Origin of the sequence: Flavobacterium sp. EDS (assembly GCF_020991525.1) — a bacterium.
Taxonomy (GTDB): Bacteria; Bacteroidota; Bacteroidia; order Flavobacteriales; family Flavobacteriaceae; genus Flavobacterium.
The window spans coordinates 1-13,566 of the sequence record NZ_JAJMOZ010000008.1; the positions used below are offsets into that span (position 1 = coordinate 1).

The 13,566-nt window shown below is 32.7% G+C and carries 8 protein-coding genes; 6 read left to right on the forward strand and 2 right to left on the reverse strand.

Annotated features, from left to right (window positions below; translation table 11 throughout):
• Positions 1-491 precede the first annotated feature (491 nt).
• The 6 genes from LPB87_RS12545 to LPB87_RS12570 all read left to right on the forward strand — a co-directional run bounded on the left by LPB87_RS12545 (position 492) and on the right by LPB87_RS12570 (position 8,752).
• Positions 492-1,064, forward strand: a complete 573-nt coding sequence (locus tag LPB87_RS12545; protein WP_129539322.1) for a Crp/Fnr family transcriptional regulator — start codon at positions 492-494, stop codon at positions 1,062-1,064.
• Positions 1,065-1,144: 80 nt separating this feature from the next.
• Positions 1,145-1,579 (forward strand): SRPBCC domain-containing protein, encoded by a 435-nt coding sequence (locus tag LPB87_RS12550; RefSeq protein ID WP_230728110.1) that lies wholly within the window; start codon positions 1,145-1,147, stop codon positions 1,577-1,579.
• Positions 1,580-1,764: 185 nt separating this feature from the next.
• Positions 1,765-4,494 (forward strand): TonB-dependent receptor, encoded by a 2,730-nt coding sequence (locus tag LPB87_RS12555; protein WP_230728111.1) that lies wholly within the window; start codon positions 1,765-1,767, stop codon positions 4,492-4,494.
• A gap of 22 nt (positions 4,495-4,516) precedes the next feature.
• Positions 4,517-5,869 carry a DUF4876 domain-containing protein gene (locus tag LPB87_RS12560; RefSeq protein ID WP_230728112.1) on the forward strand — a complete coding sequence of 451 codons (1,353 nt, stop codon included), beginning with the start codon at positions 4,517-4,519 and terminating at the stop codon, positions 5,867-5,869.
• Positions 5,870-5,936: 67 nt separating this feature from the next.
• Positions 5,937-7,496: a DUF6850 family outer membrane beta-barrel protein gene (locus tag LPB87_RS12565; RefSeq protein ID WP_230728113.1), complete on the forward strand. Its 1,560-nt coding sequence runs from the start codon at positions 5,937-5,939 to the stop codon at positions 7,494-7,496.
• 74 nt (positions 7,497-7,570) lie between these two features.
• Entirely contained in the window at positions 7,571-8,752 is a 1,182-nt protein-coding gene (locus LPB87_RS12570; RefSeq protein ID WP_129539326.1) for a cytochrome c peroxidase, read from the forward strand.
• Between the two features lie 247 nt (positions 8,753-8,999).
• Here LPB87_RS12570 and LPB87_RS12575 read toward each other — a convergent pair whose 3' ends face one another.
• Positions 9,000-10,409, reverse strand: coding sequence for a TolC family protein (locus LPB87_RS12575; RefSeq protein ID WP_230728114.1), 1,410 nt, complete (start codon positions 10,407-10,409; stop codon positions 9,000-9,002).
• A gap of 2 nt (positions 10,410-10,411) precedes the next feature.
• Complete coding sequence (locus LPB87_RS12580; RefSeq protein WP_230728115.1) at positions 10,412-13,564, reverse strand: efflux RND transporter permease subunit; 3,153 nt, start codon at positions 13,562-13,564, stop codon at positions 10,412-10,414.
• Positions 13,565-13,566: the final 2 nt, after the last annotated feature.

The following is a 13,566-nucleotide window of genomic DNA, read 5'->3' on the forward strand; positions in this document are numbered from 1 at the left end:
CAAACCTCATCTCAATACCTTAAAACAACAATCAAAGTAAATTCTATTCCTTATATACAATAAGAAACAATAATCCTTCCTTTATATATACTATCCAACTCTTACTTCTCTAGGCATCCTTAATATAATACGAAACCTCCTCATCAATACTCAATACTCTTAAAACCTACTACCCTAGCCCCAATAGAAATGGAAATCCTTTTATGACGGGGTTCGACATAAAAGATTGAAATGTATAGTGGGATTAAGCTCCTGATAAAACTTACACCTATATAGTATAAACTTACACCTATATATAGTATGTCTTTTTATAATTACCTAATAGTGCTACCCAAGGATAGATATCTTATTTTACTTAAAAACCAATTTCACCTATATGAATAGAACTTCTGTTATCTTTGATAAAGGTATTCGGCAGACACTCCTCTTGATTATTTTCAAAATGCAATGCTTTGCCGTTAATCACAATTTTTATAACACCTCTATAACTTATGACTGAACTTGAACAATATATAAATTCTCATTTTGAAATAATTCAGCCCTCCGAATTGACCGCAGTAAGTTCTCTTTTTAAACAGGTAACTTTAAAAAAAGGCGAGTATCTCTTAACGGAAGGAAGGATATGTGACACATTTTGTTTTATCAAATCTGGTTTCTTAAGAATATTTACAATCCCTAACGGAATTGAGGTTACACAATGGATAGCAACAACAGGATATTTTGGTACAGATTTTTCAAGCTTCTTTTTTAGCAGTCCTTCACATTGGACAATTCAGGCTTTGGAAAACACAGAACTGTTTATTATTACAAAAGAAGATTATACTAAAATAGAAAGTCTTGTTCCTAACTGGGCTAAACTCGAAAGAACTTTCTTGATTAAATGCCTAACAATGATGGAAAGTCGAATTCAGAATCATTTGTCTTTGTCGGCAGAAGAAAGATATCTTCATTTTTTTGAAAACAATAAGATTTTATTTAATAACATTCCCCTCCAATATATAGCTTCGATGCTTGGAATGACGCCTGAAACTTTTAGCAGGATTAGAAAAAAACTATCGACTTAAATTCTTGATTTTTGTCAAGAGCAAAATCAGTTATACGTAAGACCTTTGTTGTATTAAACACAATAACAAATAAAACAACAATGGCATTTTTATTAAACACCGAAATCGTAATTAACGCAACTCCTAATAAAGTTTGGGCAATACTAACTGACTTTAAAAACTACCCTAATTGGAATCCGTTTATTACATCATTGACAGGTGACTTTGAAATAGGAAAAAAAATTATAGTTAGAATAGAGCCACCGGAAGTAAAAGCAAGTACGTTTAAAGCGATAGTTACAGGTTTTGAAGTCAACGAAAAAATAAGTTGGTTTGGTATATTTATAATGAGAGGTTTTTTTGACGGAGAACATAATTTTGAACTTACTAACAACGGAAACGGCACAACGACTCTTGTACAATACGAAAATTTCACTGGTATTCTCGTCCCAATCTTCAAAAAAATACTGAATAATAACACCAGACGAGGATTTGAAGCAATGAATAAAAAAGTAAAAAAACTGGCTGAAAGATAAACGCGAAAGAAACTTCGATTCAGTCTTTAATAAGCCATCATTTTTATATCTGAAAATTTTTACAAACAAGAATTCCATTGCTAATTTAATCCTGAAAAAGGCAAAAGAACCAAACAAAGCTATTTGGTCTAAGTCTAAATAAATTTAAAAGTTTTACATTTGCAAAAATTTTAAAACACTTTAAATTGAGATATTTCGTTTTTTTATTCCTCTTTATTACCACTAGTATTTCAGCACAGCAACTCTTAATAAAAGGATATGTTATTGAAAGCATAACTCAAAAACCGCTACAAAGTGTTACTGTTTTGGACGTAGAATCGAACAAATGGACAATAACTGACGAAAAGGGATATTTTGAAATCAAATTAAACGATACCAAACAATTTAACTTGAATTTCCATTTATTGGGCAAACAAGAAAAAAATATCGCATATACTAAAGAACAAGTTTCGAAACCTATAATTGTAGAGTTAGAAAATGATGATTTAAGGTTAAAAGAAATTATTGTTACTGCCCGAAAAGGAAAAGACTTCTCAGAGATTATCTTGGGAAGGGAAGCTATTAATCAGGTACAGGCTTTTTCTCTTAGTGATGTTTTAGAACAATTACCAGGTCAGGCTACTACTAATTTTGACATGAATGAGTTTAAGACCATTGCTTTTAGAACAGTAAGACCAAATACCATTAGTAATAGTGCATATGGTAACAAATCTTTTGGAACCGCTGTCGTTGTCGATGGAATACCGATTTCAAACAATGAAAATATGCAATCCTATGGGGGTAACTATGGGGCAAATGGTGCAGGTCCATTCTCTCCTAATTTAATTGGTTTTGGGGATCCTTCAGCCAATGATTTTAACGGTTATTTTTCTAATGCGAATTTTGGAGCAGATTTAAGACAGATTTCAACAGGAAATATTGAAAAGATTGAAGTAGTTCAAGGTATTCCATCAGCTAAATATGGTGATTTGACTTCAGGATTAATTAAGATTGAACAGAAAGCAGGACAATCCCCTTTTAAAATTTACGCTTCTTTGAGAGATGGAACTAGCGAATATGGTTTTTCTAAAGGATTTAAAATCAGTGATAATTTTGGTTTTTTAAATGCTAGCCTAAATTACACTAAATCTAACTCAGAGCCTCGCGTTTCTTATACGAAATATGATCGTGTTAATACAAGTTTGATGTGGAGTTGGGCCAACAAAAACATTCGTAATTCATTTTCTGTTGACTATGGTTTTAATAATGACAATGTTAATTATGAAGCTGAAGGTACAGATGATAAGATCGTTAAGAATAAAAAGAAAGACCTCTCGATTTCAAACCGTTTCAAAATAAATTTTTCGGAAAGTTATTTTGATAATTTAGATGTAAATTTCAATTTTTCTTATGGCGAGCAAAACACTTTTGAATCAAAAGTAGTAAATATTGGCGGAACGATAGTAGGTACAAGTACTACCGAAGGAGTCTACGAAGGAAGCTATACATCACCTAGTTATACTAGTATAAAAGCAGTAGAAGGTATTCCTATTTCTTCTTTTTTATCTGCCGACTTACATAAATCTATCTCTACAGATAGCTGGATACATAATATATCTTATGGAACTTCTATTAGAATGAGTGATAATAAAGGTCGTGGACGTTTAGGAAGCCCAGAAACGATGGATGGCGCTTTTACAAATGGAAATGGTGGATCTGGACAGGCTTTCCGACCTTATAATTATGCTGATAATATTTTGGCTGAATATCAATTTTCACTTTACGCTGAAGACAATATCGTAAAAAATTGGGATCGAAGCGCTTTAAGCATTGACGCTGGTTTACGTTATGATAATCAATACGGATATTCTTTTTTAGCGCCACGTATTAACACCTCTTATGCGCAGGATGATTTTAAGATTCGAGGAGGCTTTGGTTTAACCTCTAAAGCACCTTCTTTAAATCAAGTTTATACTGGTCCCCGCTATTATGATGCTGTTTTAGGAGATTACAGATTACCAGGTTATTATAATTTGGGGATTGTTCAGACTTTTATCGATTATCCTAATAATGAAAATTTAAAGCCTTCAAAAAGTTTGCGTTCAGAAATTGGTTTTGATTACAAACTGCCTTTTGCTACAGTAAACATTACTGGGTTTTATAATAATTTATATGACGGAATTACAAGTCAGCAGGTTCCTACAACACGTCAGGTTGCTGATCTGCAAATTAACTATAACGGAAATCAGACTCCTACTTATACAATTACAGGATATTCGCCTTTTTACTATTTACAAACACAATTGGTAAACAAATACATATCGAAAGATAGAGGTGTCGAGTTTTTTATGAATTTTGATAAAACTTTTATTAGAAACATCTCTTTTGATTTTAATGGAATCTACGTACAAACGACAAATCGTAATGATGTCGATAGTTATTATCGCTCTACAAATGCGAAAACACCCGAGAAATATGGCCTATATAAACCTTATGATGAAAATTATAAAAGTTTTAATTTATCAGGAAATATAAGTTACCATTTACCTAAAATTGGTATGGTGATCGCAGTTAGAAGTGAGCATTTTATTATAAGCGATAATAATTATAGTAAGGACAACGAATTGTATGCCTATTTAGATCAGAACTTAAACAAGGTTTTAATTCCTAAAGAAGATCAAAACAACACTGCCCTTTACGGACATATTATGAAAACAAAGTCTGTTTATGACAGAGAGCTTCAAAAAGTATATCATAACTTTAATCTGCGAGTTTCGAAAGATTTCCTTAATGGATTTAGATTTTCATTCTATGCCAATAATTTTTTAGATCTAAAACAAACAGAAATTGCCTTTGTTAATGGTACTAATGAACAACGAATAAAACCTGACATGGTGAAATTATCCTTTGGAACCAAGATCGAATATCAATTTTAAATTTTAATACAACTTCAATTTTATGAAAAATATAATCCTATTATTTGCTATTGCAGTTACTTTTTTTTCTTGCACTATCAATGATGAATTTGGAGGTGGCGCTAACTTACAGCCAGTTTCTTTTACTGTAAATTTAAAATACGATAAGGATCAATACAATGGTTTAGTTGTCAATACTGGAAATGTCGTTTTAACGAATACGAACACGGGAGATACTTATAAAGCAACTTCAAATACTACTGGTATTGCTAGTTTTACAAATATTCTTCCAGGAACTTATAATATAACAGCAACGAAAGTGCTAACAAGTCAAGAGTTTTCTGATTTGTTTCAATTTGTTCCTTCAACTGAGACGGTGACGTTTAATGGGGTACAAGAAAATGTAACTATTAACGCTAATATAACCTCAACCAATATTGATTTAAAAGCGGCAAGAATTGGAGATTTAGTTATAAAACAAATTTATTATGCTGGTTCTCATGCATCACAAGGTGCATCATTTCGCGATCAGTTTATTGAAATCTATAATAACTCTAACGAAGTAATTTATGCTGATGGTTTATATATTGGTCAGCTTTATGGTAAAATAAATACTATCCAAAGCTCTTTTACATTAGCAAACGGTCAGTATGACTGGAGTAAATCAATTGGTATGACATCTGGATCTGATGCGAATACAAAAAATGTTTATGCCGATTATGTTATAAGAATTCCTGGTTCTGGAACGCAATATCCCATAAAAGCTGGAGAAAGTATTGTTATTGCTCAAACGGCAATTAATCATAAATTTCCTTTAGTTGATAATACTGGTATTCCTGTAAGTGTGAAAAATCCAGATTTAACTATTGATTTAAGTGATGCTGATTTTGAAGTGTATTTAGGGGATTATCTTTTGTCAAAAGGGAAAGATGTTTATCGTTATGATATTCAAAATCCAGCTGTTAAGGATATGGAAATTGGCTATTGGGGTCGTGCTGGATACGATAGCGGTAATCAAGATTTCTTAATCGATAATCCTGGGAGAGATAGTTTTATTATATTTCGTACTGATGATTTAAATAAATTTTCAGATTACTCAGATCCATCAATAACTACAATAGATAGTAAAACTAAATTCTTTCTGCAAATACCAACAAAGGATATTATAGATGGTGTTGATTTACAAAATTTTAACCCTAGTTCTCAAAGACCAAAAATGTTGCCTTCAGAAATAGATGCTTCTTTCACGAATTGTGATGCTGCATTTAACTCGCAATCTGTTATTAGAAAGACTAAAAGCATTGTTAACGGTCGCAGAATTTTAGAAGACAGTAATAATTCGGCTAATGACTTTGTAAAATTGCCTATGGCAAATCCTAGAGGTTTCGCAAACTAAATTATAAAGAAAGGAATAAAATAACAACGTGTTAGTTTTATTTTTTAAACAAGTTAGAATCTTAAAAATGATTTCAAAAAAAGCAATATTATTTTTTTTACTACTGTTAAGTTGTACTGTACAAGCACAACTTAAAGATAGTCTATTGGTCAATCAAAACTCATTCTATAATGATATTGGGGTTCAATTATTTGAAACTCCCCTCTTCTTCACCTCTCATAATTTAAGTGATTTTACACAAACTCAAATTGATTTTGAGCAAAAGCTAATGCCTTTTAAACGTGTACAAACTGCTGAAAAGGCAACAAAGTACTCATTTTCAACACATGGAATTTTCAATATAAAACCTAGATTACGACTTTTTGGAAATTTTATTTACAATCAAATACGTGAAGATGGTTTAGGATATAACCTTACAACAGAGCGTACGGAAAATCAGAACGTACTTTCTCCTAATTATTTTTTCGCACCAAAGAAAGGAAATTGGGAAATTCAAAATTACAACTTAAATGGAGGTGTATCTTATCAATTAGAAAATAATATATTGTTGGGAGCAACTGTTTTTTATATCAATAGTAAAAATTATCGAAAAATTGACCCTCGCCCACAAGTTGCGCTGAGTAAATATGGAGGAGAATTACATGGCGGTTATGTTTACAAAGATCATCGTGTGTTTGGTTCTGTAGGAATGTCAAAAAAAACAGAAACAGGTGATATCGATTACGTCGATGATACCCAAAATGCTCCTGCTTATCCAGAAACATTCACTACTTTTTCTTCTGGATATGGTCGTGTAGTTTTTAATTCGTCTTATAATAAGTATATCTATAATACAATTGATAAAAATTTTGGTTTGGGATACCAATTTCAGAATGATAGAAACAGTTTGGGTGTGACCTATAAATTCAACAAATCAATGGAGGATTTATACAGAAAAGATGCTAATGGTAATGTTTACATACAAAAAGATTTAAAACAGTACCGTTATCGCTTTTATTCGAATACTGCAAAATTGAATTATTATCACGACGGAGCGTCTAAAGATTATAAGCTACAATTAGAATATAGTGCTGGTCAGGGAGATAATTTTTCGGTGGCAGAAAACGGGCAAAATTACAGAATGAATTTAGATCGTTTGCAACTTAGTAGCGGGATTATTAAAAAAGAAAACGATCGTGTAATTTATAATTTTGAACTAATTGGTGCTTATGCTAAACATAAATACATTGATTTATTAGGCAACACAAATAAAAAATTAAACACTTTAGAAATTCAGGCAGTATTTAATAAAGATCTTTTTGTTAATGAAAAGAACAAATTAAACCTTGAATTTGGTGTGAATTATTATGTTGCATTAAACGAAGATCTGGTATATGTACCCACCTCATCAAATACCTCTTTTGCAAATAATGTGATTATTCCTGATCATGCTTATGATAGCACTTCAAAATTACAGTCGAATATTGTTGCTAATTATTATATCAAATTACCTAAGAAAAAAACACTTCAACTTTTTATAAATTATAAAACATTAACGGCATTAGACAACAAACATTTAAAGTACTATGCCAATTTAAATACAAAAGCAAGCACTTACTTCAATGGTGGGATTTCGATAAATTATTAAATTTTATGGTAATCAAAAAATAATAATTTATAATTTTGCAATTCCTTTGATTTGAAAGTCAATATTACCCAAAAATGAAAAAAAAATCAGTTCTAATAATCCTTTTATTACTTAGTATAACATTAGTTTCCGTAAGAAATTACAATCCTGATAATGACAACTATTATTCTATAGCGGAATTAAAAAAATTGTACAGCAGTGGCGATCACAGTAAATGGCCTAAGCCAACTATTGATAGTTCAGTTGTTGATTTTGAAGATCTAGGAGTACTTCCGAATGTTGTATTTCCAGAAGATAATCCTTATTCACTTGCAAAAAGAGAATTAGGTAAAATACTTTTCTTTGACCCAAGGTTGTCTGGTTCTCAACAAATATCTTGTGCTTCGTGCCATGATCCTGAATTAGGTTGGGGAGATGGAAAACGTGTTTCTAATGGACATGACAGAACACCAGGTACACGAAATTCAAAGCCAATTATAAACGTTGCTTTTTCTAAGATTTTTTTCTGGGATGGACGTGCAGCAACTTTAGAAGAGCAGGCAAAATTTCCTATTGCCGATGTTAAAGAAATGAATAACCATATGGATATTGCTGTAAAGAATATTCAAAAGATAGAAGGATACAAAAAGTTTTTTTATAGCGCTTATGGGGAAGAAAAAGTAACAGAGGAAAAAATCCTAAAAGCTATTGCAACTTTTGAGCGTACGATTGTAAGTCGAAAAAGTCGTTTTGATAAATTCATTGAGGGAGATAGTACACAACTTTCAGATAAAGAAGTTAACGGATTACATTTATTTAGAACAAAAGCTAGATGCCTTAATTGCCATAATTCTTCTTATTTCTCAGACAATCAATTCCATAATGCTGGTTTGACATATTACAAACGAAAATACGAAGATTTAGGTAGATATTATGTTACACACAATCCTGAAGATGTTGGAAAATTTAAAACGCCTTCATTAAGAGAAATTACACATACGGGACCTTATATGCACAATGGATTATTTCCTCAATTAAGAGGGGTTTTGAATTTATATAATGCAGGAATGCCTAATATAAAACCTAAAGGTGATCAGGTTAATGACAAATTATTCCCTGTAACTTCACCTTTATTGAAAAAATTAAATTTGACTGAACAAGAACTACAAGATCTTGAAGCTTTCTTAAAAAGTATATCATCTGGAATTTATCGCGAACCTGCTCCTGAAGAATTTCCTAAAAAGAAAGAAAAGATTGCAAAAAGCAAAACAATATAGAAATATTAGAGCTTTGTTTTTATGTACTTAAAGTTCGTACTACTTTATAAATTCAATTTCATAAACGCAATAAAGTACAGGCAAGAAACAATATGATTAAGTTTCTACCCTATCAAAAAAAAAATCCTGAAATATTTTCAGGATTTTTTTTATACTTACAAACCAATAGAAATTCTGATAAAGTTTCAAAAACAAGAATTTATAAATTGATTTAAAGTTTAATAACAGAATCAGTGTACAATTAATTTTATTGCACTCCGCCTCCTAAAGCACGATATAAATTTATTGCCGCATTTAGTTTTTCTAATTTTATAGTAACAACATCTAAATCATTTTGCAAGGCACCATTTTGTGCCACAATAACATCCAGATAAGTTACCATACCACTTTTATATAATAATGTAGCATCAGAAGTTGCCTTGTCTAAAGAAACTGCTTTTTCAGTTGCAAGTTCCATGCGTTCATCGGCATATTTTAATTGTGACATTGCATCGCTCACTTCTCCAACAGCTGTTATATAAGATTGCTTAAACTGAATAACTGCTTTCTCCTGTTCTATAACTGCCACTTCATAAGCCGTTCTTAAGGCACGTTTTCTAAATATTGGCTGTGCTAAATTAGCGGCAATAGTTTTCGTAACTGAACCTGGAAAATTAAACCAATTATCGAATTCAAACGAATTAATTCCTATTGAGGGGCTCAAGCTCAGTGTTGGGTACATTGTAGCTTTTGCTAATCCTGTTTTAGCATTAGCTGACATAACAGCATATTCTGCAGCTTTTACATCTGGTCTTCGGCTTAAAAGCGATGCAGGAATCCCAGAAGGTAAACCAACACTAAATTCTGCCACTTCAAGATTTCCTGATCGTGCTATTTTATCTGGATATTCTCCACATAAAATTTGCAATGCATTTTCCTGAACTGCTATATTCGTTTTCGCTAAAGGAACCAATAACTCAGCTGTTTTTTTCTGAGCTTCTGTCTGATGAAGCGCCAATGAACTAATTGCTCCTGAATTATATTGAAGTTTCATCATATTTAACGTACTGTCACTCAATTCAATATTTCTCTGTGCTATTTTAAGCTGTTCATCCAATCCCAAAAGATTATAGTACGACTGAGCAACCTGAACAATAATTCTGGTCTTTAAAGCCGAAAGATTCTCTTTTTGAGCAAAGTAGTTAGCCTTAGCCTCTCTTTTCTGCATAGTTGCTTTACCCCATATATCAGCTTCCCAAGACAATCGAAGATTAGAGCTATAGTCATCCATATAATCTTTACTGGTAAACTGCGCACTCAAAGAACCATTAAGTGAATTTTTAGACTGATAACTACGGCTCGCATTTGCATCAAAATCTAGCGTTGGCAATAGCGATAATTTAGCTTGTTTATAATTGAGGTCAAGCTGTTCCATGCTTTTCATAGCGACAAGCACTTCGTTATTTTTAACGAGGGCTTTTTCTATCAAATCAACCAACAATGGATCTTTATAGTAATTTTTCCAAGGATGCAAAATCGTATCTCCTGTTAATACTACCTCTTCACGATATTTTTCGGGTACATTTAAATCTGTTCGAGAATATTTTTTCCCTACTACGCAGGATGTTAACAAAACACCTGTAAATAAAGAAATCCCAATTTTATATAGTACTCTCATTATTATTCTTTTATAGTTTTACTTACAATCTTCTTACTTGATACTTTTTCTTGTAGATATTGAAATAGTATAAAAAGTAACGGAATTACAAAAACTCCCAATACAACACCGCTAAACATTCCGATAGCAGCACTTACACTTATTGATCTATTTCCTACTGCTGTTCCTCCTGTGGCAAACATTAATGGTATCATACCCGCAATAAAAGCTAATGATGTCATGATAATAGGTCTTAATCTTGATCTGGCTCCCTCGATAGCTGCTTCTACAATAGATAAGCCTGCATAACGTCTTTGAAGGGCAAATTCTACAATAAGAATGGCATTTTTAGCCAAAAGCCCGACCAGCATAATTAAACCAACCTGAACATAAATATTATTATCAAGACCTACTGCTTTAACTCCCGCAAAAGCTCCCAATATACCTGTTGGGATAGAAAGCAATACTGCAAGAGGCAATAAATAACTTTCGTACTGTGCTGCCAATAAAAAGAAAACAAATAAAAGACATAAACTAAATATGGCGATGGTTTGATTACCTCCTTCTTTCTCTTCAAGACTTAGCCCCGTCCACTCATAACTATAATCCGACGGAAGTTTATCCAAAACTGTTTCTAGATTACCCATAATTTCTCCATTACTAAATCCTGGTAATGCTACTGCAGTAATATTAACCGAATTGTAAAGATTATAGCGGTTTACCGATTCTGGTCCATAAACCTTATGAAGCTTAACAAGAGATTTTACAGGAACCATTTCCATTTTTGCATTCCTTACAAATATTTCATTAAAAGCCTCTTGGTCAGTTCTGAAAATCCCATCAGCTTTAACATTGACTCTGTAAAATTTTCCAAATCTTGTAAAATCTGCCGACTGATCTCCTGCAAAATAAGTTTGGATATTATTTAAAAGCTCACGTATGCTAACCCCCATTTGACTGGCTTTCTCTTCATCTACTTCAAGTTCAAACTGCGGATAATCTGCTCTAAATGTTGTATAGGCATATTGAACTCCTGGTTGTTGCATAATTTGCCCAATCACTTTATCAGTCATCGCTTTTAATGTAGCTGGATCACGGGCTGTTCTATCCTGAAGTACAATTTCTGCACCACTAGTAACACCAAATCCTTCTACAGGAGGCATTCTGAGGACCATAATAGAACCTTCTTTTATAACAGATAATTTAGCGCTAACCATATTAAGGATCTCATCAATATCTTGAACTGCTCCCCTTTCTTTTTTAGGTTTTAATTTTATAAATCCTAATCCGTACGCTGGACTCGCACTATTACTAAGGATATTAAAACCTGTAATGCTGGTATTATTATCTATTGCTTCTACTGTCGAAAGTTCTTTTTCAATCTTTTCAACTACTGCTGTAGTACGATCCAATGCTGTTCCTGGTGGCATCGATAAACTATAAAGCATGAACCCATCATCTTCCATCGGTACAAAACTTTTTGGAGTAGACATCATCATTACAACTGTAATAGCAGTTATCCCAACAACTAAACCTCCTGCAAGCCATTTTCTGCCAATAAGGAAACGAACTCCCTTAATGTATTTACCCGTCAAATTATTAAATCCTGTATTGAATCCTACGAAAAAACGTTCTTTGAATCCTGATTTATGAGAGTCATTTTCATGATCTCCATTATGATTGTTCTTTAATAAAAGTGCACACAATGCTGGCGTTAGTGTTAGTGCATTTACTGCCGATATGATAATTGCAATCGCAAGTGTATAAGCAAACTGCTTATAAAAAATCCCTGATGATCCAGTCATGAAACCAATCGGAATAAATACTGCCGACATTACTAATGTTATCGATACAACTGCTCCTGTAATCTCTGCCATTGCACTATGAGTCGCTTCTTTGGCCGAAAGACCTGAATCTCCTTCCATCTTACTATGCACGGCTTCGACTACTACAATGGCATCATCCACTACAATACCAATGGCTAGTACCAAGGCAAAAAGTGTTAAAATATTAATTGTAAATCCAAAGACTAGCAAGAAGAAAAACGTTCCTATAATAGCAACCGGAACTGCAATTGCTGGAATAATCGTCGAGCGAATGTCCTGAAGGAATATAAATACTACTATAAAAACCAGAATAAAAGCTTCTAGTAATGTCGATTTTACTTGTCCTATTGCCTCATCGAGTCTTTCTTTAGTACTCATTACATTAACATATTTAATGTTTGGAGGAAAAGATTTTGATAAACGTTCTACTTCTTTATTAATCCCGATTTCGATGTCATTTGCATTCGAACCTGATGTCTGTAATATTGCCATTGTAACGGCATTTTTTCCGCTAGACTTATTATCACCACTATAAGAAATTGAACCAAATTCTACTCTGGCTACATCTCTAAGTCTTAAAATATTATTCCCATCTGTTTTAACTACAATATTTTCATACTGCTCTGGCTTATTTTTCTTCCCCTTATATCTGATAACATATTCTAAAGCCGACTTTGATTCTTCTCCTAATTTTCCTGGAGCCGATTCTAAACTTTGATCTGCAATTGCCTGACTTATATCAGACGGTACCAACCCAGCATTTGCCATTTTTCGTGGATCAAGCCAAACTCGCATCGAGTAATCTTTTTGTCCAAAAATCTGTACCTGACCTACACCTGGAACACGCTTTATTTGAGGAACAAGGTTGATATTAGCATAATTTTGTAAAAATAACTCATCGTATTTGCTATTATCTTCTGTATAAAGATTGAAAATAACAATCATACTATTTTGCTGCTTAGAAGTCGTAAGTCCCATTCTGATAACTTCTTGTGGCAATTTTGGAGTGGCTTGCTGTACTCTATTTTGCACATTTACCGCAGCCTGATCGGGATCTACTCCTTGTTTAAAAATTACACTGATAGAAAAAGTTCCATCATTACTGGCAGTAGATTTTATATACTGCATATTCTCAACTCCATTTATTTGCTCTTCAAGTGGAGTTACTACTGAACGAATAACTGTTTCACTATTTCCTCCTGGATAAACACCACTTACCATTACAGTTGGTGGCGCAATATCTGGAAACCTAGTTACAGATAATCTTGTAAGACCTATGATACCCAATATCACCAATACAATGGAGATAACCGTAGCCAATACAGGCTTATCTATTATTTTTTTTAACATAG

What these genes read in the sequence shown, in the direction of transcription:
- LPB87_RS12545 (WP_129539322.1), top strand. Translation starts at nt 492, where the DNA reads ATGACTGAACTTGAACAATATATAAATTCTCATTTTGAAATAATTCAG.
- LPB87_RS12550 (WP_230728110.1), top strand. Translation starts at nt 1,145, where the DNA reads ATGGCATTTTTATTAAACACCGAAATCGTAATTAACGCAACTCCTAAT.
- LPB87_RS12560 (WP_230728112.1), top strand. Translation starts at nt 4,517, where the DNA reads ATGAAAAATATAATCCTATTATTTGCTATTGCAGTTACTTTTTTTTCT.
- LPB87_RS12565 (WP_230728113.1), top strand. Translation starts at nt 5,937, where the DNA reads ATGATTTCAAAAAAAGCAATATTATTTTTTTTACTACTGTTAAGTTGT.
- LPB87_RS12570 (WP_129539326.1), top strand. Translation starts at nt 7,571, where the DNA reads ATGAAAAAAAAATCAGTTCTAATAATCCTTTTATTACTTAGTATAACA.
- LPB87_RS12575 (WP_230728114.1), bottom strand. Translation starts at nt 10,409, where the DNA reads ATGAGAGTACTATATAAAATTGGGATTTCTTTATTTACAGGTGTTTTG.
- LPB87_RS12580 (WP_230728115.1), bottom strand. Translation starts at nt 13,564, where the DNA reads ATGTTAAAAAAAATAATAGATAAGCCTGTATTGGCTACGGTTATCTCC.